At 62.3% G+C, this 24,423-nt stretch carries 23 protein-coding genes; 18 read left to right on the forward strand and 5 right to left on the reverse strand.

The annotated features are described in order from the left end of the window. The first annotated feature begins 14 nt into the window (after positions 1-14). From NDI72_RS04845 to NDI72_RS04895, 11 genes are all read left to right on the forward strand, one after another. Positions 15-689 carry a Crp/Fnr family transcriptional regulator gene (locus tag NDI72_RS04845; RefSeq protein WP_113152975.1) on the forward strand — a complete coding sequence of 225 codons (675 nt, stop codon included), beginning with the start codon at positions 15-17 and terminating at the stop codon, positions 687-689. A 319-nt stretch (positions 690-1,008) separates the two neighbouring features. Then, positions 1,009-2,985 carry an AMP-dependent synthetase/ligase gene (locus tag NDI72_RS04850; RefSeq protein ID WP_206994778.1) on the forward strand — a complete coding sequence of 659 codons (1,977 nt, stop codon included), beginning with the start codon at positions 1,009-1,011 and terminating at the stop codon, positions 2,983-2,985. Next, entirely contained in the window at positions 2,982-3,806 is an 825-nt protein-coding gene (locus NDI72_RS04855; RefSeq protein WP_113152973.1) for an ABC transporter ATP-binding protein, read from the forward strand. The genes NDI72_RS04850 and NDI72_RS04855 overlap by 4 nt, the downstream gene beginning before the upstream one ends. A gap of 19 nt (positions 3,807-3,825) precedes the next feature. Then, the gene (locus tag NDI72_RS04860) at positions 3,826-4,785 is read left to right on the forward strand and encodes a branched-chain amino acid ABC transporter permease (protein ID WP_206544211.1); all 960 of its coding nucleotides are present in this window, start codon (positions 3,826-3,828) and stop codon (positions 4,783-4,785) included. A gap of 3 nt (positions 4,786-4,788) precedes the next feature. After that, a complete protein-coding gene (locus NDI72_RS04865) occupies positions 4,789-5,865 on the forward strand; it encodes a branched-chain amino acid ABC transporter permease (RefSeq protein WP_113152971.1) in 1,077 nt (358 codons plus the stop codon). 72 nt (positions 5,866-5,937) lie between these two features. Next, positions 5,938-7,257 (forward strand): ABC transporter substrate-binding protein, encoded by a 1,320-nt coding sequence (locus NDI72_RS04870; RefSeq protein ID WP_206547831.1) that lies wholly within the window; start codon positions 5,938-5,940, stop codon positions 7,255-7,257. 71 nt (positions 7,258-7,328) lie between these two features. Then, the gene (locus NDI72_RS04875) at positions 7,329-8,168 is read left to right on the forward strand and encodes an ABC transporter ATP-binding protein (protein ID WP_206544209.1); all 840 of its coding nucleotides are present in this window, start codon (positions 7,329-7,331) and stop codon (positions 8,166-8,168) included. 219 nt (positions 8,169-8,387) lie between these two features. Further along, on the forward strand, positions 8,388-8,615 hold the full coding sequence (locus NDI72_RS04880; RefSeq protein WP_283799832.1) for an aa3-type cytochrome c oxidase subunit IV: 228 nt from the start codon (positions 8,388-8,390) through the stop codon (positions 8,613-8,615). An 80-nt stretch (positions 8,616-8,695) separates the two neighbouring features. After that, complete coding sequence (locus NDI72_RS04885) at positions 8,696-10,018, forward strand: Re/Si-specific NAD(P)(+) transhydrogenase subunit alpha (RefSeq protein WP_206547830.1); 1,323 nt, start codon at positions 8,696-8,698, stop codon at positions 10,016-10,018. Beyond that, positions 10,018-10,443, forward strand: a complete 426-nt coding sequence (locus NDI72_RS04890; RefSeq protein WP_113152968.1) for a proton-translocating transhydrogenase family protein — start codon at positions 10,018-10,020, stop codon at positions 10,441-10,443. The genes NDI72_RS04885 and NDI72_RS04890 overlap by 1 nt, the downstream gene beginning before the upstream one ends. A 1-nt stretch (position 10,444) precedes the next feature. Continuing rightward, positions 10,445-11,842 (forward strand): NAD(P)(+) transhydrogenase (Re/Si-specific) subunit beta, encoded by a 1,398-nt coding sequence (locus tag NDI72_RS04895; protein ID WP_113152967.1) that lies wholly within the window; start codon positions 10,445-10,447, stop codon positions 11,840-11,842. A 225-nt stretch (positions 11,843-12,067) separates the two neighbouring features. Here the strand turns inward: NDI72_RS04895 and NDI72_RS04900 are convergent, their stop codons facing one another. The 3 genes from NDI72_RS04900 to rpsU form a co-directional block, all read right to left on the reverse strand. Beyond that, the gene (locus tag NDI72_RS04900) at positions 12,068-12,553 is read right to left on the reverse strand and encodes a DUF992 domain-containing protein (protein ID WP_113152966.1); all 486 of its coding nucleotides are present in this window, start codon (positions 12,551-12,553) and stop codon (positions 12,068-12,070) included. A gap of 140 nt (positions 12,554-12,693) precedes the next feature. Further along, complete coding sequence (locus NDI72_RS04905; protein ID WP_162742200.1) at positions 12,694-13,524, reverse strand: tetratricopeptide repeat protein; 831 nt, start codon at positions 13,522-13,524, stop codon at positions 12,694-12,696. 251 nt (positions 13,525-13,775) lie between these two features. Further along, positions 13,776-14,003, reverse strand: a complete 228-nt coding sequence (gene rpsU, locus NDI72_RS04910) for a 30S ribosomal protein S21 (protein WP_007008828.1) — start codon at positions 14,001-14,003, stop codon at positions 13,776-13,778. Positions 14,004-14,252: 249 nt separating this feature from the next. Here rpsU and NDI72_RS04915 point away from each other — a divergent pair, with 249 nt between their 5' ends. The 6 genes from NDI72_RS04915 to NDI72_RS04940 all read left to right on the forward strand — a co-directional run bounded on the left by NDI72_RS04915 (position 14,253) and on the right by NDI72_RS04940 (position 21,038). Next, positions 14,253-15,338 carry a hypothetical protein gene (locus NDI72_RS04915; RefSeq protein WP_283799833.1) on the forward strand — a complete coding sequence of 362 codons (1,086 nt, stop codon included), beginning with the start codon at positions 14,253-14,255 and terminating at the stop codon, positions 15,336-15,338. A 146-nt stretch (positions 15,339-15,484) separates the two neighbouring features. After that, a complete protein-coding gene (locus NDI72_RS04920) occupies positions 15,485-16,738 on the forward strand; it encodes a sarcosine oxidase subunit beta (protein WP_283799834.1) in 1,254 nt (417 codons plus the stop codon). A gap of 116 nt (positions 16,739-16,854) precedes the next feature. Then, positions 16,855-17,148 carry a sarcosine oxidase subunit delta gene (locus NDI72_RS04925; protein WP_206553738.1) on the forward strand — a complete coding sequence of 98 codons (294 nt, stop codon included), beginning with the start codon at positions 16,855-16,857 and terminating at the stop codon, positions 17,146-17,148. After that, a complete protein-coding gene (locus NDI72_RS04930) occupies positions 17,148-20,132 on the forward strand; it encodes a sarcosine oxidase subunit alpha (protein WP_283799835.1) in 2,985 nt (994 codons plus the stop codon). Before NDI72_RS04925 ends, NDI72_RS04930 begins: the two co-directional genes overlap by 1 nt. After that, positions 20,125-20,667, forward strand: a complete 543-nt coding sequence (locus NDI72_RS04935; protein ID WP_206547825.1) for a sarcosine oxidase subunit gamma — start codon at positions 20,125-20,127, stop codon at positions 20,665-20,667. The genes NDI72_RS04930 and NDI72_RS04935 overlap by 8 nt, the downstream gene beginning before the upstream one ends. 62 nt (positions 20,668-20,729) lie before the next feature. Next, positions 20,730-21,038 carry a hypothetical protein gene (locus tag NDI72_RS04940; RefSeq protein WP_283799836.1) on the forward strand — a complete coding sequence of 103 codons (309 nt, stop codon included), beginning with the start codon at positions 20,730-20,732 and terminating at the stop codon, positions 21,036-21,038. Here the strand turns inward: NDI72_RS04940 and NDI72_RS04945 are convergent. Further along, complete coding sequence (locus NDI72_RS04945; RefSeq protein WP_283799837.1) at positions 21,035-22,456, reverse strand: MFS transporter; 1,422 nt, start codon at positions 22,454-22,456, stop codon at positions 21,035-21,037. The two genes, NDI72_RS04940 and NDI72_RS04945, sit on opposite strands and share 4 nt — an antisense overlap. Positions 22,457-22,510: 54 nt before the next feature. After that, positions 22,511-23,182: a helix-turn-helix transcriptional regulator gene (locus NDI72_RS04950; protein WP_206547822.1), complete on the reverse strand. Its 672-nt coding sequence runs from the start codon at positions 23,180-23,182 to the stop codon at positions 22,511-22,513. Positions 23,183-23,304: 122 nt separating this feature from the next. Between NDI72_RS04950 and NDI72_RS04955 the strand changes: the two genes are divergently transcribed. Next, entirely contained in the window at positions 23,305-24,333 is a 1,029-nt protein-coding gene (locus NDI72_RS04955) for a DUF2156 domain-containing protein (protein ID WP_283799838.1), read from the forward strand. The last annotated feature ends 90 nt before the right edge of the window (positions 24,334-24,423 follow it).

Consider the following 24,423-nt stretch of genomic DNA (forward strand, 5'->3'; position numbering starts at 1 on the left):
GTTATCGAAAAGACATGAGCATCAAAAAGGACATTGCAGCGGATGCCATCTGGTCTGTCGAACTGAGCGACGACGAGCTGGAGCGTGCGCGGCGCGGCCTGACGGAACGCCTGTTTTCCAAGGGAAGCTATATCTGTCACCGCGGTGACCGGCTGGACCACTGGACCGGCGTTGCCGAGGGGCTCATCAAGATCAGCGCGATTTCGGCTGCCGGCAAGGCAATGACCTTTGCCGGCGTGACCGATGGCGGCTGGTTCGGCGAAGGATCGGTGCTCAAGGGCGAACCGCGCCAGTATGACGTGGTCGCCATCCGCGACACGCGGCTCACCATGCTGTCGCGCCCGACCTTCATGTGGCTGTTTGAAAACAGCACCGGCTTCAATCGCTTCCTCGTGCGCCAGCTCAACGAGCGTATGGGCCAGTTCATCGCCACCATCGAATATGACCGTATTCTCGGGCCGAACGCCCGTGTGGCGCGCAATCTGTCGTGGTTTTTCAATCGAACGCTCTATCCGCGCGCCGGCAACGCCATCGAGATCAGCCAGGAGGAACTGGGCCTTCTGGCCGGCGTTTCGCGCCAGGTGGTCAATCGCGCCCTGCACGAGCTGGAAGACGAGGGGCTTCTCAAGGCCGAGCACGGGCGCATCACGGTTGTCGATGCCGAGGCGCTGAGCCGCTACGATTCCTGACGGGAAAGTGCCGGACGGGAAGATTCTGATCGGCCGATGCGCAGCATCGTCCGGGCCTGTTCGGCAGGCGCAAAGGCGCGCGCCATACGGCTCCAAGATCAGCTTTAGACTTTGGTCTGAAATATGCTTTTCGCGCTTCGGAAATACTGCCGCCTGCGCATAGACTTCCTCCAGTATAAAGACAAACTGGTGCGGTGTCTGTCAAGGGGCGTGTTGAATGGCTGCGGGTTTCGTGGAACCCTCAACCCAATCAATAGTCCGGTTCGGGGAGGAACCGGAACAACAGCGGATCTACCGCTGACAGTGGGAGGTAAGCGACTTGGCGCATACAGACGCGTCTAAGGATACGTTCGCCAAATATCTGCTCTTGAACGCCGAGCGGTTCCGCGACCGGCCGTCCATGCGTTTCAAGGACTATGGCATCTGGCAGAGCTGGACCTGGGCAGAACAGCTTGAGGAGGTCCGGGCTTTCGCGCTCGGCCTGCAGAAAATCGGCCTGAAGCGCGGCGACAAGATCGCCGTCATCGGCTCCAACCGGCCAAGGCTCTACTGGACCTTTGCCGCCGCCCAGTCTCTGGGCGCGGTTCCCGTGCCGGTCTATGCCGATTCCGTGGCGGAAGAAATGGCCTATGTGCTCAACCATGCCGAGGTCACCTTCGCCGTGGTCGAGGATCAGGAGCAGGTCGACAAGGTTCTCTCCATCTCGGACGAGGTGCCGCTCCTGACCGAGATCGTCTATGACGAGGAGCGCGGCCTCAGGGATTACGACCACACCCATCTTCATGCCTATGACGATGTGCGCGAAACGGGCATGCGCCGCTTTGCCGGGGAGCCCGAGGCGAATGCCGGCTGGCTGGCCGAGATCGGGAAGGGGCGCGGGGACGACCTGTCGGTCATTCTCTACACCTCCGGCACCACCGGCCGCCCCAAGGGCGTGATGCTGTCGAACGACAATTTCGTGCGCTCGGCCATCAACGGCAACGCCTTCGACAATCTGACCGAGAACGAGACGATCATCGCCTATCTGCCGCTGGCATGGGTGGGCGATCACCTGTTCTCCTACGCCCAGTCCTATACGGCGGGCTTCTGCGTTGCCTGTCCCGAAAGCCCGGAAACGGTGAACGAGGACCGACGCGAGATCGCGCCGACCTATTTCTTCGCGCCGCCGCGCGTCTTCGAGGCCATGCTGACCTCGATCATGGTGCGGATGGAAGATGCCGGAAAGCTCAAAAAGGGCATGTTCGACTATTTCCTCGCCCATGCCGCTAAGGTCGGTGAGCGCATTCTGAATGGTGAGCAGGTCGGGTTCGTGGACCGGCTGAAATACCGGCTCGGCGAATTCATGGTCTATGGCCCGCTGAAAAACCGCATGGGCTTTTCGAACATGCGGGTCGGCTATACGGCCGGTGAGGCCATCGGACCGGAGCTTTTCTCCTTCTACCGCTCGCTCGGGCTGAACCTGAAACAGCTCTACGGCCAGACCGAAGCCACCGTCTACATCACCGCGCAGGAAGACGGAAAGATCCGTCCCGACACGGTGGGGCTGCCATCGCCCGAGGTGGAAATTCGCATCGCCGAGAGCGGCGAGGTGATGTATCGCTCGCCGGGCGTTTTCGTCGGCTACTACAAAAATGACGAGGCAACCCGCGAAACCAAGACCGAGGATGGCTGGGTGCACACCGGCGATGCCGGCTTCTTCGACACCGACGGCCAGCTCAAGATCATCGACCGGGCCAAGGATGTCGGCAAGCTCGCCTCGGGCGCGCTGTTTGCGCCGAAATACATCGAGAACACGCTAAAATTCTTCCCCGACATTCAGGAAGCGGTGGCGTTCGGCCATGGGCGCGAATTCTGCGCAGCCTTCATCAACATTGACCTGCAGGCGGTCGGCAACTGGGCCGAACGCAACAACATCGCCTACGCGTCCTATCAGGAACTGGCCGGGCATCCGCGCGTCTATGAGACCATCGCCGCGCATGTGAACGAGGCCAATCGCAGGCTCGCCCGCGAGCCCCTGATGGCGGCCTCGCAAGTCAAGCGCTTCCTCGTCCTGCACAAGGAGCTGGATGCCGATGACGGCGAGCTGACCCGCACCCAGAAAGTGCGCCGCAAGTTCATCGCCGAGCGTTACGGCGAGCTGATCGAGGCGCTCTACGATGGCTCGACGGAGAAGTTCGTGGAAACCCAGGTCACTTACGAGGATGGCCGCAAGGGCGTCATCCGCGCGACGGTCAAGATCGTCGATGCCGAGATCCATGAGGTTCCGGCCGAAAATGTCCGGGAGGCTGCCGAATGAACCCGCGCCCCGATCCCAATGAGCTCACCGCGCCCGATGACGGCATTGCCAGGGGCGGTGTGCTTCTCGACGTGAAGAATGTCTCGCTTTCCTTCGGCGGCGTGAAGGCGATCACCGACATCTCGCTGAACGTTCTGAAGGGCGAGATCCGCGCCATCATCGGTCCCAATGGCGCCGGCAAGACCTCGATGCTCAACGTCATCAACGGTTTCTACACGCCGCAGGAAGGCACCATCATCTTTCGCGGCAAAGAGCGCCGCTCCATGAAGCCGCATCAGGCGGTGGGGCAGGGCATCGCCCGCACCTTCCAGAACGTGGCTCTGTTCAAGGGCATGTCGACGCTCGACAACATCATGGCCGGGCGTTCGGTCAGGATGAAGCGCAACATTGGCTGGCAGATGCTCTGGCATGGGCCTGCGCTGCGCGAAGAGATCGAGCATCGCGAAAAGGTCGAGGAAATCATCGACTTTCTGGAGATCCAGCACATTCGCCGCACACCGGTGGGCAAATTGCCCTATGGCCTGCAAAAGCGCGTCGAGCTTGGCCGCGCACTCGCCATGGAGCCGACCCTTCTTCTCCTCGACGAGCCCATGGCGGGCATGAACCTCGAGGAAAAGGAAGACATGAGCCGGTTCATCATCGACGTGAACCAGCAGCGCGGCACCACGATTGCGCTGATCGAGCACGATATGGGCGTGGTCATGGATCTGTCCGACCGCGTGGTGGTGCTCGATTACGGCAAGAAGATCGCCGACGGCCCGCCTGACGAGGTGAAAAACAATCAGAACGTGATCGACGCCTATCTGGGTGTCCCGCACTAGGCGGCGAGGGGAGGAACGTATGGAATTCTTGAACGATGTTCTGGTGCAGCCCTTCGCCGATATGGCTGCGGCTCCCGATTTCCTGCTTCAGGTGCTCTGGGAAGGGCTCGTCGGCGGGGTGCTTTACGCGCTGATCGCGCTCGGCTTCGTGCTGATCTACAAATCCTCGCGCATCTTCAATTTTGCGCAGGGCATCATGGTGGTGTTCGCCGCGCTGACGCTGGTGGGCCTCTATGAAAAGGGCGTTCCCGCCCTGTTGGCGCTGCCGCTCACGCTCGTCGTCATGCTGATCCTTGCGATGACCATCGAGCGCGTGGTGCTTCGGCCGCTGGTCAACCAGCCCGACATCATCCTGTTCATGGCGACCATCGGCATCACGCTGTTTTTGATCGGCTTCGGCGAACTGATCTTCGGCGGCGAGAACAAGGTGATGATCACCGAGCAGCTCTTCATCCCGACCGGCAGCATTGTGTTCGAGCCGTTTGGCGGTTTCGTCTCCATCGAGGAAAAGGATCTCACGGCGGTCATCGGAGCCATGGTTCTCGTGGCGGCTCTTCTGGTCTTCCTCAACAAATCCAAGATCGGCCGGGCCATCCGCGCGCTTGGCGATGACCATCAGGCCGCGCTGTCCGTCGGCATTTCGCTCTCCACCATCTGGGTGATCGTCTGGTTCATCGCCGGTGTCATCGCGCTCGCCACGGGCATTGTCTGGGGCGCGCGGGCCGGTGTGTCCTTCGCGCTGGAGGTCATCGCCTTCAAGGCGCTGCCGGTGCTCATGCTCGGCGGTCTGGAAAGCGTCATGGGCGCGATCATCGGCGGGCTGGCCATCGGCATTCTGGAAAAGGTCTTCGAGATCTACTGGGGCCAGCCGCTGCTTGGCGGCAACACCGAAGCGTGGTTCGCCTACATGCTGGCGCTGCTCGTGCTTCTCTTCCGCCCGCAGGGGCTGTTTGGCGAAAAAATCATCGAGCGGGTGTAATCCATGTTTTACCGCACAGCAGGCCAGTTCAAGACCAGCTATGAAGCCGATCACGCGCTGTTTCCGGTGCGTCAGGATGCGATCCTGCTCGGCGTCATCCTGATCTTCGCCTTCGTCATCTTTCCGTTCACCGCAAGCGAGTTCGCCTTTCGCGCACTCCTGATCCCGGTGCTCATCTATTCGCTGGCAGCCCTCGGCCTCAACATCCTCACCGGCTATGCGGGGCAGCTGTCGCTCGGCACCGGCGCATTCATGGGCGTGGGCGCCTATGCCTGCTACAAGCTCGTCTCAATCTTTCCGGAGATGAACATTGTCGTGGCGATCGCGCTGTCGGGCTTCTTCTCGGCGGCCATTGGCGTGCTGTTCGGCCTGCCATCGCTGCGCATCAAGGGCTTCTATCTGGCCATCGCCACGCTGGCGGCGCAGTTCTTCCTCGTCTGGCTGTTCCAGAAATGGGCCTGGCTCTACAATTACAATGCCTCCGGTGCGATCCAGGTGCCCAATATCGATCTGTTCGGCATCACGGTCGCGGGGCCGCGCGCCACGGCCATGGCGCAGTATTATTTCGTTCTGTGTGTGGTCTGTGCGATCACCTTCTTCGCCATCAACATCACGCGCGGCCGCATCGGGCGCATGTGGAAGGCGGTGCGCGACATGGACATCGCCGCCGAGCTCGTGGGCATCAACCTGATGCGCACCAAGCTGATGGCCTTCTTCGTGTCGTCCTATGTGGTGGGCATTGCCGGGGCGCTGTTCGTGTTCCTGTGGCGCGGCGCGGCGGAAGCGAACCTGTTCGACATTCCGCTCTCGTTCCGTGTGCTGTTCATCGCCATCATTGGCGGGCTTGGCTCGATCCTCGGCAATTTCCTCGGGGCGATCCTGATCGTGGCGCTGCCGGTCATCATCAGCAGCGTGCCGGGGGCCTTCGGCATCCCGGTCGATTCCGCCATGGTCGAGCACCTGAACATCATGATCATCGGCGCGCTCATCATCGCCTTCCTGATCATCGAACCGCACGGTCTGGCGCGTTTCTGGGCCATGATCCGCGAAAAGTTCATTCTTTGGCCCTTCCCGCATTAGGCGGGCAGGGGGCATCAAACGGGGATTGTTCACCCCTTCCTTTTGAAGAACGGAACAAGTGGAGGAGACAGTATGAAGAGAATGCTCAAAACTGCGATCCTGTCGTCGGCGCTCATGATGGGCGTTGGCATTGCCGGGCCTGCCATGGCGCAGGACGATAGCATCTACATCCCGAACCTGGCCTACCGCACAGGCCCGTTTGCGGCCACCGGCACGCCGCTGATGAACGGTCAGCGCGATTACATCACCCTGCTCAACGAACGTGATGGCGGGCTGAACGGCGTCAAACTCGACTATGACGAGTGCGAGACCGGCTACAACACCGAAAAGGGCGTCGAGTGCTACGAAAAGACCAAGGCGCGGGCCGTGGTCACGCAGCCCTGGTCCACGGGCATTACGCTTCAGGTTCTGCCGAAATCGAATGTCGACAAGATCCCGATTCTGGCTCCCGGCTACGGCTTCTCGCCGATGGCCGACGGCAAGGTGTTCCAGTGGGCCTACAACCCGCCATCTTCCTACTGGGATGGCGCGTCGATGATCCTGAAGAACATTTCCGACGGCAATCTCGACAGTCTCAAGGACAAGAAGATCGCCTTCCTGCACCTCGATCACCCCTTCGGCAAGGAGCCCATTCCGCTGCTTGAAGTGCTGGCCGAGAAGCATGGCTTCGAACTGGTGCCGATCCCGGTCGGTCTGACCGAGATGCAGAACCAGTCGGCGCAGTGGCTGCAGATCCGCCGTGAGCGTCCGGATTTCGTGGTCATGTGGGGCTGGGGCGCGATGAACGCCGGCGCCATCACCGAAGCCGTGAAGACGAAATATCCGATGGATCAGTTCGTTGGCGTCTGGTGGTCCGGCCATGATGGCGACCTGAAACTGGTTGGCGAACAGGGCAAGGGTTATCGCTCCATCTCGTGGAGTGTGCCGAATTCCGAAGCCCCGCTGATGGCCGACATCAAGAAATATGTCGTCGATGCCGGCAAGTCACAGATCAACCAGTCCGAGGGCGAGTTCGACTCCGTGTTCTATCAGCGCGGTCTGATGATCTCCGTGATCCTGGTCGAAGGCATCAAGGCCGCTCAGGAAGAGTTCGACGTTCGCACGCCGAGCCCGGAGCAGCTGCGCTGGGGGCTGGAGAACATCAATCTGGATGAAGCCCGCCTGAAAGAGCTGGGCGCGGATGGCATGCTCGTGCCCTTCAGCACCTCCTGCTCCAACCACACGGGCCATGGCGGCGGCTGGATGCTGCAGTGGGACGGCGCAAAGTTCGTCAAGGCGTCTGATCTCCTGACGCCCGACCGCGCCGAGATCGAGCCGCTCGAGCTTGAAAAGGCCAAGGAGTATGCCGAGGCGAATGCGCCCTGGCCGGTCAATGAAGAGTGCAAGATGTAGCACCTTCTGCCGCCGCTCCCCTTCAATGCCCCGACGGGGAGCGGCGATCCGCTCAAACAGGACATGCAAGCATGACGACCACAGCGCCAGCATCACCGGCAGAAGCCGCAGAGCAGATCCTTGAAGTCAACAATATCGAGGTGATCTACGATCACGTCATTCTGGTTTTGAAGGGCGTTTCGCTCTCGGTGCCGCGCGGCGGCATCACGGCCCTTCTGGGGGCCAATGGCGCCGGCAAGACCACGACGCTGAAGGCGATCTCCAACCTGCTTCACGCAGAGCGTGGCGAGGTGACCAAGGGATCCATCCTGTTCGGTGGCGATGAGGTGCAGAACCTCTCGCCCAATGATCTGGTGCGCCGGGGCTGCATCCAGGTCATGGAAGGGCGGCACTGTTTCGGCCATCTCTCGGTCGAGGACAATCTCCTCACGGGCGCTTTCACCCGTCGCGACGGGCAGGCGGCGATCCGCGAGGACCTCGAACTCGTCTACACTTATTTCCCGCGCCTCAGGGAACGGCGCAACTCGCAGGCCGGTTACACATCGGGCGGCGAGCAACAGATGACGGCGATTGGCCGGGCGCTGATGTCGCGCCCGAAGATGATCCTGCTTGACGAGCCTTCCATGGGGCTCGCGCCGCAGCTGGTCGAAGAGATTTTCGAGATCGTCAAACAGCTCAATGAAGAGCAGGGCGTGTCGTTCCTGCTGGCCGAGCAGAACACCAATGTGGCGCTGCGCTATGCAAAATACGGTTACATTCTGGAATCGGGACGCGTGGTGCTGGATGGCGAGGCCAAGGCCCTGCGCGAAAACGAAGACGTGAAGGAGTTCTACCTTGGCGTCGGCGGCGAGGGACGGCGCTCCTTCCGCAATGTGAAGCACTACAAGCGGCGCAAGCGCTGGCTTTCCTGACGCCCGGGCCGGCTTTTCTCATCTGGCAGTGAGATTGCACGCCTCCATTGCGGCGGTGTGCCGACGATTTGTTCCAAAAAGCGTACCGATTGGGCCAAAACGGTTCTCCCAAACCGTTTGAAAGCGCATCTGGCTGTTTATCGGGCAATCCTCCCATTGCCCTTGCGCCATCTTTTCGCTATCTCCCAAGACCAATTCTATTCCGATGGGGTTTTTGTGATGGCAGAGAATATGCCGGCCGGACCGGCCGAAACGGGCGCAGAAATGGACTACGCCGAGCACGAGAAGACCTACAATCTCTTCCTGGCCGTCATCAAATATTCAAGCCTGGTGATCGTCGCCATTCTGGTGGCCATGGCTTTTGGTTTCTTCACCCCTGCTGGCTTTTTCTCCAGCACCGTTCTCTTCATCCTCATCACTGCGCTGGGTGTCTGGCTGCTGTCCTGAAGCAGTCATCCGCTACAACAAACGGGGCTGCCGCCGCAGCTCCGTGACCGGGAGGACGGTCCAACCGAAAGGATATGACGGTGGGACAAAGCATATTTGTGCCTAAAGAAGTTGACGTTACGGAAGGTCGCGTTGCGGTCTCTCCTGAAACGGTCAAACGGCTGGCTGGACTGGGTTTCGACATTGTCGTCGAGAAGAACGCAGGCGAGCAGTCGCGTATTGTCGATAGTGAATTTGAAAAAGCCGGAGCGAAAATCGGCAAGGCATCCGATGCCTCGAAAGCCGATGTCGTTCTGAAGCTGCGGCGTCCGACGCCGGCCGAAGTCAAAACCTACAAAAAAGGCGCGCTGGTTCTCGCCAGCATGGACCCTTACGGCAATGAGGGCGATGTTGCGGCCATGGCTGCTGCGGGCGTCACCGCCTTTGCCATGGAGTTCATGCCGCGCATCACGCGCGCCCAGTCCATGGACGTCCTGTCCTCGCAGGCCAACCTTGCCGGTTACCGCGCGGTGATCGACGCAGCCGCCGAGTATGATCGTGCGCTGCCGATGATGATGACCGCCGCCGGCACCGTTCCGGCTGCCAAGGTGTTCGTCATGGGTGCTGGTGTTGCCGGCCTTCAGGCCATCGCAACCGCGCGCCGTCTGGGCGCTGTCGTCACCGCCACCGACGTTCGTGCGGCTGCGGGCGAGCAGGTCCAGTCGCTCGGCGCGAAGTTCATCATGACCGAGGCGCTGAAGGATGCTTCCGGCGATGGCGGTTATGCCCGCGAGCTGACAGATGAAGAGAAGAAGGCCCAGGCCGAACTCGTCGCCGAGCACATCGCCAAGCAGGACATCGTCATCACCACGGCGCTCATTCCGGGCCGGCCCGCGCCGCGCCTCGTCAGCACCGACATGGTCAAGTCCATGAAGCCGGGCTCCATCATCGTCGATCTGGCGGTCGAGCGAGGCGGCAATGTGGAAGGCGCGAAGGCGGGTGAGGTCGTCACCACGGCCAATGGCGTGAAGATCGTCGGCCACCTCAATGTGCCGGGCCGTGTGGCTGCTTCCGCCTCGCTGCTCTACGCCAAGAACCTCTACACCTTCCTTGAGACCATGGTCGACAAGGAGAAGAAGGAACTCGCCGTCGACATGGAAGACGAGCTGGTGAAGGCCACCATGCTCACCCATGACGGCAAGGTGGTTCATCCCAATTTCGTCGACACCGTGAAGCCGGTGGCCAAGGCGGCCGCGCCCAGGAAGGCCGCGCCCAAGAAGGCCCCGGCCCGCAAGCCCGCAGCCAAGGCTGCAGCAGGCGCGGCGACGAAGAAAACAGCGGCCCAGAAAACGGCAGCAAAGCCTGCTGGCGCGTCCAGCGCTGCCGACAAGCCTGCCGCAGCCAAATCGGGGGGAGAATCCTGATGGAACCAACCGCACTGGAAAAGGCGCTCGACCAGCTCGACAGCGCCGGGGCGAGCGTTCGCGCCGCCGTTGAAAGCATGCAGTCGGCCGAAGTCGCCGATGCAGCCAGCGCACTCGCGCATGCTGCATCCGGCGGGGCGATCGACCCGTTCGTCTTCCGCTTCGCGATCTTCGTGCTGGCGATTTTCGTTGGCTACTACGTTGTCTGGTCGGTGACGCCGGCGCTGCACACGCCGCTGATGTCGGTCACCAACGCGATCTCCTCGGTGATCGTGGTCGGCGCGCTGCTCGCCGTGGGCATCTCCGCTTCCGGGCTTGCCACGGGCTTTGGTTTCATCGCGCTCATCCTGGCGTCGGTGAACATCTTTGGCGGCTTCCTCGTGACCAGCCGCATGCTGGCCATGTACAAGAAGAAGGACAAGTGACGTGAGCGCCAATCTTGCATCCTTCCTCTACCTCGTTTCCGGCATTCTCTTCATCCTCGCGCTGAGGGGCCTGTCGCATCCCACCACCAGCCGTCAGGGCAATGTCTACGGCATGGTCGGCATGGCCATCGCCATCGGCACCACGCTGCTCTACGCAACGCCCTCCTTCGGCGGGTTCGTGCTCATCGTGCTCGGCCTCGCCATCGGCGGCGGCATCGGCGCGGTGATTGCAAAGCGCATCGCCATGACCGCGATGCCGCAGCTCGTGGCCGCCTTCCACTCGCTGGTCGGTCTGGCCGCCGTGATGGTTGCCGCCGCGGCGCTCTATGCGCCGGAAAGCTTCGGCATCGGCACGCTGGGCGCGATCCACGCGCAGGCGCTGGTCGAGATGTCGCTGGGCGTCGCCATTGGCGCGATCACCTTCACCGGCTCCATCATCGCCTTCCTGAAGCTCGATGGCCGCATGTCCGGCAAGCCGATCCTCCTGCCCATGCGCCATGTGGTGAATGCAGGTCTGGCAATCGCGCTGGTCGTTCTGATCGTGCTGCTCGTCACCACGCAGAGCACCTCGATCTTCTGGCTGATCGTGATCGCCTCGCTCGTGCTCGGTGTGCTCATCATCATCCCGATCGGCGGTGCTGACATGCCGGTCGTCGTGTCCATGCTCAACTCCTATTCGGGTTGGGCCGCAGCCGGCATCGGCTTCACGCTCGGCAACCTCGCGCTCATCATCACCGGCGCGCTGGTTGGCTCTTCCGGCGCGATCCTGTCTTACATCATGTGCAAGGGCATGAACCGCTCCTTCATCTCGGTCATTCTCGGCGGCTTCGGCGGCGAGACGGCAGCGGCTGCAGACGATGGCATCGAGCGCACGGTCAAACAGGGTTCGGCAGACGATGCCGCCTACCTGATGGCCAATGCGCAGAAGGTCATCATCGTGCCCGGTTACGGCATGGCCGTCGCCCAGGCGCAGCATGCGCTGCGTGAGCTGGCCGACAAGCTGAAGGAAGCCGGTGTCGAGGTGAAATACGCCATTCACCCGGTTGCAGGCCGTATGCCCGGTCACATGAACGTTCTGCTCGCAGAGGCCCAGGTGCCTTATGACGAGGTGTTCGAGCTCGAAGACATCAACTCCGAGTTCGCTCAGGCAGACGTTGCCTATGTCATCGGCGCGAACGACGTGACCAACCCGGCCGCGCGTGACGACAAGACCTCGCCGATCTACGGCATGCCGATCCTCGATGTGGACAAGGCGCGCACCTGTCTCTTCGTCAAGCGCTCGCTCGGCTCCGGCTATGCCGGCATCGACAACACGCTGTTCTACAAGGACGGCACGATGATGCTTCTGGGCGACGCCAAGAAGATGACCGAAGACATCGTCAAGGCGATGGATCACTAGAGCAGTTCCAGGAAAAGTGGGAACCGGTTTTCCGCCCGGAAATGCGCAAAGACAATGCTAGAGCAATTCCAGGAAAAGTGGGAACCGGTTTTCCGCCCGGAATTGCGCAAAGACAGTGAATGAGAGCGCTTCCGCGATTCAACGAACAGTGGAAGCGCTCTGGATAAAAGAAAGCCCGGCCTGAAGCCGGGCTTTTTTATTGGTGCCAGGTGGGGCAGGGAGGTCTCACTCGGCAGCAGAGGTCGAGCGCAGCTGGAACTCGCTGACGCCAAGGGCGACGTTGAGCCCGGTCTTGCCCTCAAGGCTCACCGGCTGCAGCATCAGGCTCTCGCTCTCCTTGGTGACAAGGATGTTTGCACCGGCGCCCAGGCCTGCTGCGATCTCCGCGCTCACGCCGGCATAGTCGCCCTCAAGCGCGCCCGGCGCATAGGCGTCCGCCGTCGGGGCCAGAACCAGCCACTGCATCTGCGTGGCGTCCTTCACGCCCACATCGATGCCGAACTTGTTCACCACGCCCACATAGGTCTCCGGCGGGCGCTCGTCACCGGCGGGCTCGAAGGTGCAGGCCAGTTCCTGGGAAGAGGCGATCACAACGCCCGCGCCGCCTTCGATCACGCAGTCCAGAACGCCGACCTCGACGCGCTCCTGCGCAAAGGCAGGCGCTGCGGCTGCGGCGGTCAGGGCGGAAGCGAGAATGATTGCTTTTTTCATCACTGGAACTCCTTTTTCGTCCGGCCTCACAACCCGTCACGAAAGAGAAGGTTCCAGATTAAATTTGGTGACCATACGTCAACGGCCCGCGCGATGGCGGGCCGTTGAAAGAAGATCAGCAGTCTGCGAGTGGGTGAGAATCAGGCGCGGGTGCGCGCCAGACCATCGCGTGCGGGAATGTAGTCCGGATCGAGCTGAAGGGCGCGCGAATAGGACTTGGCAGCCTTCGCCCTGTCGCCGCGTTTCTCATAGACGAGCGCCTGGTTTGCCCAGCTCTCCGCCACGTCCTTGTCGAGGCGAATGGCCGTGTTGAAGTCGGAGAATGCGTTCTCGTCATCACCCTGGGCGAGGTAGGAGAGGCCGCGGCCATTGTAACCATAGGGCTGATCTGGCGCGAGCGAGATCGCCTTGGCGAAATCCTCGATGGCGAACGGATGCTGGCCCGTAGCCTGATAGAGAAGGCCGCGACGGTAATAGGCGCGCGGGTCCGTCGTATCGAGCTGGATCGCACGCTCCAGATCCGCCAGCGCATCCGTGCTGCGGCCGGCCAGGCGATAGATTTCCGCGCGGCCGATATAGGCGGTGTCGTAATTGGGATCGAGCGAGATCGCCTGATTATAGTCCGCCAGCGCCTGCTGGTCGTTGCCCATATAGCGGTGGATCAGCGCGCGATTGGCATAGGCGTTTGGCGAGCGCGGATTAAGCGAGATCGCCTTGTCAAAATCCTTCAGCGCCTCCTGATAGCGCCCTGCACGTCCGTAAGCCGCGCCACGCATATTGTAGGCTTCGGGCTCGTTGGGTGTGCGGTCGATGACCGAGCTGAGCGACCCGATGTTCTGCGCAGAACCCTGAGCCGTATCCACACGGCTGATGTCCGTCGCCGGATTGGAGCCGGACTGGCAGGCGGCCAGCGGTAACAGGGCCGCCAGCGCGAGGCCGGCAAGTCCATGGCTGAGGGGGCGGGAACGCATGCGGCTGGGCCTCATGTCAGGGGGGCTCATGTTACGGGGGCTCATGTCACGAGGGCTCTGGGGGCTGGGCGAAGGCGCTGGGAAAAAAGTCATGGCTTTTAATGCCATAACCGAAGTGTCAAACCAAGCCATTGCCGTCCTCATGCAGAACTCCCATCCTCGTGCAGAGATATATGTAAGCAAAAACGCGGCGCGACCACAGGGTCGAACCGCGTTCGATACAGACAGAAATCGTCGAAAGATGGGCGCTGTTAGCGTGCGCCCGGACGACCGCCGACCAGACCTTCGCGCTGGGCGCGCTTGCGGGCCAGCTTGCGGGCGCGGCGAACGGCTTCAGCCTTTTCGCGGGCGCGCTTTTCCGACGGCTTTTCGTAATGCCCACGCATCTTCATCTCGCGGAAGATGCCTTCGCGCTGCATTTTCTTCTTCAGCGCGCGAAGCGCCTGATCAACATTGTTGTCGCGGACGAGTACCTGCACGTGGGTTTCCTGTCAGAACGTTGGTCTTCTAATTTTCAAAAGTGAATTCTGGTTTCCTCCGCCCATGGGCAGAGGTTTCCGCAGCCATATTCTGCCACGAATAGCGCTGGCTCATACCAGAACGGTATATTTCTGTCGAGCGCTTTCTTTCGCATTTTTTCCGGAAGCGCTCAACTGGCAGTTCCCGTTAACGTAGAGAAAAGGAAAGAGCACTACACAGGCGTGTCTTGTATATTGGAGTATATCGACATGTCGGAGAAGTATGGGCGGGCCGGCACTGGCTTAAAAACCAGCGTGATGAGGCTCGGTTTCGGCATGGCCGCTTTCGCATTGGTTGTTGGCTCGGCCGTCTATGGCGAACTCATCCATGGATATGGCCTGCTGCGCAAGGGGGATCCGGACTTCACGCCCTTCGGTCGCGCCCGGATTGGCATTTCCTTTCTGGCTGCACTTTTTCTTTTCATCGCGTTGAAGCCTGTCATGCGCACCCTGGAGGTGGTTCGGGGCGAGCGGGCGCAGGCGTTCTGGGGCATTGGTGTCGCTGGTGGGTTCCTTCTGGCGGTCGCCGCCGCCGTTCATTTCGTTCCCACCTCGTTGAATGATTTTGTGCGCGAGATGCAGCCGCTGGGCATGGCGACCGAGGTTCTGCTCATTGCCGCAGTCATCAGCTTCCTCGTTGCGGCCTGGCGGTCGCGCAGCGTGCGCGGCGCGCGCCTTCTCGGTGTTTTCCCGCCATGTCTCGTGCTGGCCGGCATGGCCGGCGTGGTATTTCTCATTCTGATGGAGGAGATGTCCTGGGGGCAGCATTGGCTCGGCTGGGCCACGCCCGATCTCTTCAGCAAGAACATCCAGAATGAAACCAACATCCATAATTTCTACACCTACCAGTTCGAGGCCATCTATTACACGAGCGCGATTTTCTGCTTCGTGGTCCTGCCCTGGTGCTGGCCGCGTGGTGCGGGCGGTCTCTTCGGTCAGGTGGAGGCCTATATCCCGCCGCGCATCTTCGCGCTTTTCGGGCTGCCCGTGGCGTCACTGATGTTTGAATCCTGGAACATCGTGCCCTATCAGGTCTGGTTCTTCCTCGGGCTGCTGATCTGTCTCGATATCGTGCGCCAGCTCAAATCCTCCGAGCTGCGCCTTGCCGCCATCGCCCTTGCCGCCGTCTATGTGTTCTCCAAGCTGGTGTTCATCATTCGCGGCGTCGACATGGTGGATGGATATGAGCTCTCCGAGGTGCGCGAGCTCTATATCTCGCTACTTTTCCTGGCCTATGGCTGTCTGCTGGCGAAGCGTGTTCGCCGGCAGGAAGAGAGCCAGTATCTGGCTGCGTGACAACGGGTCTTCTTCAGCGCGAAATTTGACGCAAAACGGCAAGCGCCGTCGCAATCAGCGCAAGCCATTGCGCGGGATTTCGTTACTGCTAGGCTGTGTCTGAACGCGCCCGGCTGCGGCGCGCTGCCTGCATTGCGGAGAGGCCCATGCGCAAATATTCCGTCTTCGCCATCGCCTGCGAGGCCATGCGTGGCCACAAGGGCTGGCCGGAACAGTGGTCCTCTCCCGAACCGAAGAAGAATTACGACGTCATCATTGTCGGAGCCGGCGGCCATGGGCTCGGAACGGCCTATTATCTCGCAAAGGAGCACGGCATCACCAATGTCGCCGTGCTGGAAAAGGGCTGGCTCGGCGGCGGCAACACGGGCCGCAACACCACCATCATCCGCTCCAATTATCTCTATGACGAAAGCGCGGGCATCTACGATCATTCCGTGAAGCTCTGGGACGGGCTTTCGCAGGATCTGAACTACAACGTCATGTATTCGCCGCGCGGCGTGATGATGCTGGCGCACAATGTGCACGATGTGCAGGTGTTCAAACGCCATATCCACGCCAACCGGCTGAACGGCGTGGACAATGAGTGGCTGACGCCTGAAGAGGCGAAGGCCTATTGCCCGCCGCTCAACATTTCGCGTGAGGCGCGCTATCCGGTCATGGGGGCCGCGCTGCAGCGGCGCGGCGGCACGGCCCGCCATGATGCGGTTGCCTGGGGCTATGCGCGGGCAGCCGCCGCGCGCGGCGTCGACATCATCCAGAACTGCGAGGTTACCGGCATCAATCGCGGGCCAGACGGGGCCGTCACCGGCGTGGAGACCACGCGTGGAACCATCGGCGCGAAGAAGGTGGGCGTCGTTGCCGCCGGTCATTCCTCGGTGCTGATGCAGATGGCGGGCGTTCAGGTGCCGCTGGAATCCTACCCGCTTCAGGCGCTTGTGTCGGAGCCGGTCAAGCCGGTCTTCCCCTGCGTGGTCATGTCCAACACGGTCCACGCCTATATCTCCCAGTCCGACAAGGGCGAACTGGTCATCGGGGCGGGCACCGATCAATACACCTCCTATTCCCAGACCGGCGGGCTGCACATCATCCAGCACACGCTCGACGCCATCTGCGAGATGTTCCCGATCTTCACCCGCATGAAGATGCTGCGGTCCTGGGGCGGTATTGTCGATGTCACGCCCGACCGCTCGCCCATTCTCGCAAAAACGCCGGTCAGCGGGCTCTATGTGAATTGCGGCTGGGGCACGGGTGGCTTCAAGGCGACGCCGGGCTCGGCGCATGTCTTTGCCCACACCGTCGCGCGCGACGAGCCGCATCCCGTCAACGCGCCCTTCACGCTGGAACGGTTCCGCAAGGGCCGGCTCATCGATGAGGCGGCAGCCGCCGCCGTGGCGCACTAGCGCATCGGCCCGAAAATCGGAAACGATCTTCGGAAAGCACGATGCGCAGGTTCAACAGGACAGAGCGTCCTTTGTGCGTCCGAATGGACGCACGGCGCTCTAAACAAGGGGATCACATGCTTCTCATTCACTGCCCCTATTGCCAGGAAGACCGGCCGGAACTGGAGTTCCGCCATGCCGGCGAGGCGCATATCGCCCGTCCAGAAAACATGGCCGAAATGTCTGACGAAGATTTCGAGCGGTTCTTCTTCATTCGCTCAAACCCCAAGGGCATCGTCTATGAACGCTGGCGGCACATCCATGGCTGCGCCCGGTTCTTCAACGCCGCGCGCGACACCGTATCGGACCGGTTCCTGACGACTTATAAGGCAGGCGAGCCTAAGCCCGGTATCGGCGGGGAGGGCAAGTGATGACCCAGCCTTTCCGCATCGCCACCGCTGGCCGGCTCGGCAAGGCCGATCCCGTTCGTTTCACCTTCGATGGCAAGTCCTTCGAGGGGCTGCATGGCGACACGCTTGCATCGGCCCTGCTTGCCAATGGCGTGCATCTTGTCGGTCGCTCCTTCAAATATCATCGCCCGCGCGGCATGGTCTCCGCCGGTGCGGAAGAACCCAATGCGCTGGTCGGCGTTCACCGTGATGCCGCGCGCAGGGCGCCCAATGTGCGGGCCACGGTTCAGGAAATCCATGAGGGGCTCAACGCGGTGTCACAGAACCGCTGGCCCTCGCTCTCCTTCGATGTCGGTGCGCTCAACGATCTGGCGTCGCCCTTCTTCTCCGCCGGGTTCTACTACAAGACCTTCATGTGGCCGAAGGCTGCCTGGGAGCGGGTGTACGAGCCCTTCATCCGGCGCGCCGCCGGTCTTGGCGAAGCGCCCGACCGGCCCGATCCGGATTGTTATGCAAACCGTTTCGCCCATTGCGACGTTCTTGTCATCGGCGGTGGGGCTGCCGGGCTTTCGGCAGCGCTTGCTGCCGCCAATGCCGGTGCGCGTGTCATTCTGGCCGACGAACAGGCGGAAACGGGCGGAGCGCTGCGCTATGAGACCGGCGCGATGATCGACGGCATGCCCGGCTGGAACTGGGCGCAGGCCGTGACGGCGGATCTCGCCGCGCGCGACAATGTCCGGCTTCTCACCCGCACCACGGGTTTCGGCTATTACGCGCAGAACATGGTGGGGCTCGTCGAGCAGCTGACCGATCATCTGGTCAGCCCGGCCACCGATCAGCCGCGCGAACGGCTCTGGCAGGTGCGGGCTAAGTGCGTTGTGCTCGCCACCGGTGCCATCGAGCGGCACATGGTGTTTCCCGACAATGACAGGCCGGGCATCATGCTGGCGTCCGCCGCCCGCACCTATCTGAACCATTTCGGCGTCACGGTGGGGCGCAATGTGGCGATCTACACGGCCGGGGACAGTGCCTGGCAGGCTGCTCTGGACCTGAAGCGTTCCGGCGTGAGCATTGCCGCCATCGTCGACTGCCGGCCCGATCCGCAGGGGCCGCATGTGGAAGAGGCCCGCCGGCTTGGCATCGAGTGCCTGACGGGGCATGCCGTCACCGGCACGGGCGGGCGGCTCAGGGTTTCATCCATAAAGATACGACCGGTTTCCGGCGGCGCGGAGCGCACGATCACCTGCGATGCGCTTCTGACCTCGTCTGGCTGGACGCCGGCCGTCCACCTCTTCTCGCAGTCGCGCGGCAAGCTGGCCTTCGATGCGGAAACACAGCGTTTCCTGCCGGGCAATGCCGTGCAGGAACTGGTCTCGGTCGGCGCGTGTGCGGGCAGCATCGATCTTGGCGAAACCGTCGCCGAGGCCCTGAGGGCCGGGCATGAGGCCGCCGGCGGGGCGGCCCGCAAGCTGCCAAAACTTGCCGCCGACAGCACCGAGCGCTGGTCCGGCGGCATGCTGGGTGCGGGCGAGGGGGCCGGAGCCGAAAGCACGGCCAAGGCTTTTGTCGATTTTCAGAACGATGTGACCGCGAAGGACATCCGCCAGGCGGTGCGCGAGGGCATGCGCTCCATCGAGCACGTCAAGCGTTTCACCACCACCGGCATGGCGACCGATCAGGGCAAGACGTCCAACATGCACGGGCTCGCCATCGCCGCCGAGATGCTGGACCGGCCGATCCCCGAAGTGGGGCTCACCACGTTCCGCGCGCCCTACACGCCCGTCACTTTCGGTGCGCTTGTGGGGCACGGCAAGGGCCGTCTGTTCGAGCCGGTGCGGCGCACGCCCATGCATGACTGGGCAGAGGCGCACGGGGCCGTGTTCGAGGATGTCGGCCAGTGGAAGCGCGCATGGTATTTTCCGCAAGCCGGTGAAGACATGCATGCAGCGGTTGCCCGCGAGTGCCGCACGGTGCGCCAGAGTGCGGGCATTTTCGACGCCACCACGCTTGGCAAGATCGAGGTCGTCGGGCCGGATGCCGCGCGCTTCATGGAGCTGATGTACACCAACCCGTGGCAGAAGCTCGGCGTCGGGCGCTGCCGCTATGGCGTCATGCTGCGCGAGGACGGGTTCATCTATGATGACGGCGTGGTGGGGCGGCTCGCCGAAGACCGCTTCCACGTGACCACCACGACCGGCGGCGCGCCGCGCGTGCTCAACCACATGGAAGACTATCTCCAGACCGAGTTCCCGGATCTGAAGGTCTATCTGACCTCCACCTCGGAGCAATGGGCGGTGATCGCCGTTCAGGGGCCGAAAAGCCGCGACATCATCGCCCCGCTGGTGGAAGGCATCGACCTCTCCGACGATGCGATGCCGCATATGTCGGTGCGCGAGGGGATGATCTGCGGCGTTCCCACGAGGCTTTTCCGCATGTCGTTCACCGGCGAGCGCGGTTTCGAGATCAACGTCCCGGCCGACTATGGCCGCGCCGTGTGGGAGGCCGTCTGGGCGGAAGGCGAAAAGCACGGGGCCTGCGCCTACGGCACCGAAACCATGCATGTGCTGCGCGCCGAAAAAGGCTTCATCATTGTCGGGCAGGAGACCGATGGCACCGTAACGCCCCACGATGCGGGGCTTTCATGGGCCATTGGCAAGAAGAAGACGGATTTCGTCGGCATGCGCGGCCTTGCCCGACCGGATCTTGTGGCTCCCGGCCGCAAACAGCTCGTGGGCCTCAGGACGCGCGACCCGAAAACCGTTCTGGAAGAGGGCGCGCAGATCGTCGCCGATCCGGACGCCCCGGTTCCCGTGCCCATGCTCGGCCATGTCACCTCCTCATACTGGTCGGAGAATTGCGGCCATTCCATCGCGCTGGCGCTGGTGGCAGGCGGACATGAACGCATGGGCGAAACCCTCTACGTGCCAATGCCCGAAGGCGCGATCACGGTGGAAGTCACCTCCACGGTTTTCTTTGACGAGAAGGGAGCGCGCACCAATGGCTGACGCAATCGCCCGCACAGGCGCGCTCGAAGGGCGCTTTCTCAATGATGAAGGCATCACGCTGGTGCGTGCGGAGCCGGCCACGCGGCTTTTGCTTCGCGCACCCGAAACGGCGCTAAAGCCGCTGTCGAAGGCGCTCGGGCTCGACCTGCCGCAGCGCCCCAAAGCGTCGGTTTCAGGCGGCAAACGCGCAGCGCTTTGGCTCGGTCCCGACGAATGGCTGGTGATCGATGAGAATGGCGGCGACCTGATGGAAGACTGCGCCTCTGTCAGCGCGTTCCACTCCGCCGTCGATGTCTCGCACCGCAACACGGCGGTGCTTGTCTCCGGCCCGCGTGTCGAGGCCGTGCTCAATGCCGGTTGCCCGCAGGATCTCTCGCTTGACGTCTTTCCCGTCGGCGCATGCTCGCGCACGGTGTTCGGCAAGGCGGAGGTCATTCTGTGGCGCACGGAGAGGGACGCTTTCCGTGTGGAATGCTGGCGCTCCTTTTCCGACTATGTCTTCATGCTTCTGGAGGCAGCCTCGCGCGACCGGTAATCGCTGAAAGATTGGAACCGGACGGGCTGTCTCGTCATTGACCCTGAAAAGGGATGATCTCGATGCAGCCTGACCCCAAGAAGCCAAAACCTGAAACCGAAAGCGAACGCGCGGCCAGGGAAGAAGCCCTTGAAGAAGCCCTGGAAGAAGGGCTTGAGGATAGTTTCCCGGCAAGCGACCCGGTCTCCGTCACACGCACGACCCGCACCGGCGCACCTGCCGAATTCGCCACAAAGCCGGCGCGCAGAAAGCTGGATGACGAGGAACTGGAAGAGGAGCTTGAAGAAGGTCTCGAAGACACCTTCCCGGCCAGTGATCCCGTTTCCGTCACCTCGACCACCCATACGGGCCGTCCGAGGCGGGATGACTAATCTCCTGCCCCAACCTCGCGGGCGAGCCGCCAGGCAGCAGCAGCGCCAAGCACGGCCAGGGGCAGGAAGCTGATGAACACCCAGATGGCCACCGGCTGCATGGCTGCCGGCGTTTGCGCCTCTGCGAAGCCCGCCAAGTTGGCGATGATGCCCGAAAGGGCTGCCCCCAGCGCGAAGGCGATCTGCTGCGTGGTCGGCATGGCGGCCGATGCGCTGTCGCGCTCGTCTCCGGGCGCTGCCGCGACCACACGGCGGATCAGAAAGCCCCACATCATGCCGAAGCCCGCGCCCTGCGCGATCGACAGAAGCACGATGGCTGAGAGCGGCCCCTCCGCCATCAGCGGACCGAGCAGGGCAATCGCCAGCACGATCAGCAATGCGCCACCCTTGATGACCCGCACTTCACCCTTTGCGCCCACGCCGGCAAACACCATCGCCATCGTGCTCCAGGCCACCGCTTCGGCCGCCATCACATAGCCCGCGCCCAGTGCCGACATGCCGTGAATGCGCTGCAGGAAGAATGGCCCGTAGACGGTGAAGGACATGATGGCCGTTCCGAGCGCCAGATTGGCGATGAAGCCGCAGCCAACCACCGTGCGCGGGTCGAAGGCGCGGGTGGGGAACATCTTGTCCGTCGCGCGGCTGCCGTCACGCTTCAGGAACAGATAGAAGAGCAGCGCGCCCGCCGCCACCAGCGGCAGCGAGATGCCGGGCGTCACATAAATGCCGGCGGTCGCCACCGCCAGAACGGCGAGTGACAGGAGCGCGAGCCGCACCACCGGAAAGCGCTGCGCCGTTTCCGAGGCCCCTTTGGTCGGCCGCATGAACAGCGGCACCAGAACCGCCAGCAGAACCGCCTGTATCGCGAAGGTCCAGAAGCCCCAGCGCCACAGGCCCATATCGGCGAAGAAACCACCGATCATCGGCCCGCAAAAGGCGGATGCGCCCCATATGGCCGACATCAGGGCGATCAGCCGCGGCCACATCTCTTCCGGGAAAAGGCGCTGGGTCGCCACATAGGTGAGCGCCACCAGAAGACCGCCGCCCACGCCCTGGCCAAAACGGCCAAGCAGCATGGCTGGCATGTTCGGGGCGAGCGCGCTGATCACGCAGCCCACCGTGTAGATGAGCGCTGCGATCACGAAAGCGCGGCGCAGGCCCGCCGCCGAGGCGATGAGTGCGGCAGCCGCCGCCGAGATGATGGAGCCCAAAAGGTAGAGCGACAGCGTCCAGCTCACCAGCCGGTCGCCACCGATTTCCGCCACCGCAGCCGGCATCGCCGTCGCCACCAGAAGCGTGTCGGCGGCGTGAAGCCAGATGCCGAGACATAAGAGGGCGAACTGCCCCAGTTGGCCGGTTTGCGAGATGGCAGCCCAGCCGGAATTGCCGGGCTGTTGCCCGGTGTCTGTTGTGCTCATGATGTGCCTCGTCTGGTGCACCGGGCCGAAAAGCGGCATCCGGCTTTCAAATGTTCAGTCGCCTGAACGGGCTTCTATGCGGTAGGCGCAGCGCCGCGCGCCCGCCAGAATGTGGTCCGTGCGCTCCACCCGCGTCTGCGGGCCGAGCACGGTTCTGAAAACGCTGAGTTCGGAGCGGCAGAAACCCTGGCAGGCCGTCGCCGCAGCGCAGATCGGGCAGTGGTTCTCGATCAGGAGAAAGGCCCCGTCTTCGAGCGCCTCCACCTCCGCCATATAGCCTTCGCGGGCGCGAATGCGGGCCAGTGCGGCCACCCGGTCCTTCAGGTCGTCCTGTGTCTCCAGCGCGCTCTCATAGGAGTGCTGCATGATCTGTTCGCGCTGGCCGATCAGGCGGTCGAGACCTTCCTCGCCAAACAGGCGGCGGATCGAGCCGATCAACTCCAGCGTCAGGTCGGAATGGCTGTCGGGAAAGCGGCCATGGCCCTTTGCCGTCAGCCGCCACACGCGCTCCGGGCGGCCCGGTCCGCGCGCTTCCTCCTGAAACTGCACCAGCGCTGCATCCTCCAGCCGGGCGAGCTGTTTGCGCGCGGCAACCGGCGAGATTGCGAGATGATGTGCAAGACGCTGCGCGGTCATGGCCCCTTTGGTCTTCAGGGCAAAAAGAACGCGTTCATCCGCCGTTTCCGGGGCGGCTTCAGGCTGGGCGGGCAGGATCGAGGCAGTCATGGCGAGTCTCCAGTCGACAATTAAATAACCTAATGGTTTCTTTATTGTCAATTCCACCTTGTCACTTTCCGCGATGCGTGGCATCCATCGCCACGTGGGGGCGCAGAACTTGATTCTTCGCCGTGAACCAGATTACGCGCTTGTCCAGAACCAGTCTCCCGAGCGACGACGCTCACCTTTCCGATGAACAGCGCCATGCGCTTCTTCAGCGGCACGGAAATTTCGTGCTGGCCTATTCCGTCGCGCATCAGCCCGACATGCGTTATTTCGGCAGTGAGCATGGCGTCATCGCCTATCGCATGGTGGGCCGTACGGCCTATGTGCTGGCAGATCCGCTCGCCCCGCGCGCACTCTGGTCCGATCTGATTGATGCGTTTGTCGCCGTCCGGCGTGATGTCACCTTCTGGCAGATATCGCGCCCCATGGCTGAACTGCTTTCGACCAAGGGTTTTTTCGTCAACGCGCTCGGCATCGAAAGCCTGATCGACCTCGATACCTATAGTTTCACCGGTCCCAGCCGACGCAGTTTCCGCACCGCGACCAACCGCTTCGAGCGCATGGGGCATCGCGTTGCCGAAGTGCCGGTGGCCTCGCTGGACCCGAAACGCGTGGAGGCCATTTCGCTGGGCTGGCGGCGCACCCGCACCACCAAGCGGCGCGAACTCTCTTTTCTCGTGCGACCGATCCAGCTTCGCGACGAACCGGATGTGCGAAAGTTCTTCATCCTCGACGAGAACGACCAGCCGGTCGCCTTCGCTTTCTTCGACCCGCTTTATGAAGATGGCAGGCTGATCGGCTATTTGTCAGCCACGCGCCGCTGGCTGCCCGATACCGATCCGCTGGCGGCCTATTTCCTCGTTCGCCGTGCGGTGGAAACCTTCCAGGCAGAAGGCGTGCCGAAGCTCTATCTGGGCCTCATGCCATTTCACAAGATCGAGGATCAGGAGTTCCAGAAGGACTGGCTCACGCGCCGCGCCTTCCGGTTCATCTACACAAACCCGATCGCCCAGAAACTGGTTTACCCGACCCAGTCGCTTGCCCGGCACAAGGAAAGCTATGGCGGCGAGGCGCGTGAAACCTGGTGTGCGCTAAACACGCCGCCATCCCTGCCGCGTCTGCTCAAGCTTGTTCGGGCGTGCGGGGTCGTTTGATCCCGCAAGGCCACGTGCGATCCTGAATGGTTCTGTTCTCTGGGTTTTTAGAGAAAAACACAGGATAATTGCCGTTCAGCAAAGTCATTT

The sequence above is a fragment of the Nitratireductor sp. GZWM139 genome (assembly GCF_030068685.1).
Classification (GTDB): domain Bacteria; phylum Pseudomonadota; class Alphaproteobacteria; order Rhizobiales; family Rhizobiaceae; genus Nitratireductor; species Nitratireductor aquimarinus.

Coding starts and splice junctions, on each gene's coding strand:
- NDI72_RS04915 (WP_283799833.1), top strand. CDS start 14,253: ATGTCGGAGAAGTATGGGCGGGCCGGCACTGGCTTAAAAACCAGCGTG.
- NDI72_RS04870 (WP_206547831.1), top strand. CDS start 5,938: ATGAAGAGAATGCTCAAAACTGCGATCCTGTCGTCGGCGCTCATGATG.
- NDI72_RS04900 (WP_113152966.1), bottom strand. CDS start 12,553: ATGAAAAAAGCAATCATTCTCGCTTCCGCCCTGACCGCCGCAGCCGCA.
- NDI72_RS04930 (WP_283799835.1), top strand. CDS start 17,148: ATGACCCAGCCTTTCCGCATCGCCACCGCTGGCCGGCTCGGCAAGGCC.
- NDI72_RS04875 (WP_206544209.1), top strand. CDS start 7,329: ATGACGACCACAGCGCCAGCATCACCGGCAGAAGCCGCAGAGCAGATC.
- NDI72_RS04880 (WP_283799832.1), top strand. CDS start 8,388: ATGGCAGAGAATATGCCGGCCGGACCGGCCGAAACGGGCGCAGAAATG.
- NDI72_RS04890 (WP_113152968.1), top strand. CDS start 10,018: ATGGAACCAACCGCACTGGAAAAGGCGCTCGACCAGCTCGACAGCGCC.
- NDI72_RS04905 (WP_162742200.1), bottom strand. CDS start 13,524: ATGCGTTCCCGCCCCCTCAGCCATGGACTTGCCGGCCTCGCGCTGGCG.
- NDI72_RS04940 (WP_283799836.1), top strand. CDS start 20,730: ATGCAGCCTGACCCCAAGAAGCCAAAACCTGAAACCGAAAGCGAACGC.
- NDI72_RS04855 (WP_113152973.1), top strand. CDS start 2,982: ATGAACCCGCGCCCCGATCCCAATGAGCTCACCGCGCCCGATGACGGC.
- NDI72_RS04945 (WP_283799837.1), bottom strand. CDS start 22,456: ATGAGCACAACAGACACCGGGCAACAGCCCGGCAATTCCGGCTGGGCT.
- NDI72_RS04920 (WP_283799834.1), top strand. CDS start 15,485: ATGCGCAAATATTCCGTCTTCGCCATCGCCTGCGAGGCCATGCGTGGC.
- NDI72_RS04865 (WP_113152971.1), top strand. CDS start 4,789: ATGTTTTACCGCACAGCAGGCCAGTTCAAGACCAGCTATGAAGCCGAT.
- NDI72_RS04925 (WP_206553738.1), top strand. CDS start 16,855: ATGCTTCTCATTCACTGCCCCTATTGCCAGGAAGACCGGCCGGAACTG.
- NDI72_RS04950 (WP_206547822.1), bottom strand. CDS start 23,182: ATGACTGCCTCGATCCTGCCCGCCCAGCCTGAAGCCGCCCCGGAAACG.
- NDI72_RS04845 (WP_113152975.1), top strand. CDS start 15: ATGAGCATCAAAAAGGACATTGCAGCGGATGCCATCTGGTCTGTCGAA.
- NDI72_RS04935 (WP_206547825.1), top strand. CDS start 20,125: ATGGCTGACGCAATCGCCCGCACAGGCGCGCTCGAAGGGCGCTTTCTC.
- NDI72_RS04860 (WP_206544211.1), top strand. CDS start 3,826: ATGGAATTCTTGAACGATGTTCTGGTGCAGCCCTTCGCCGATATGGCT.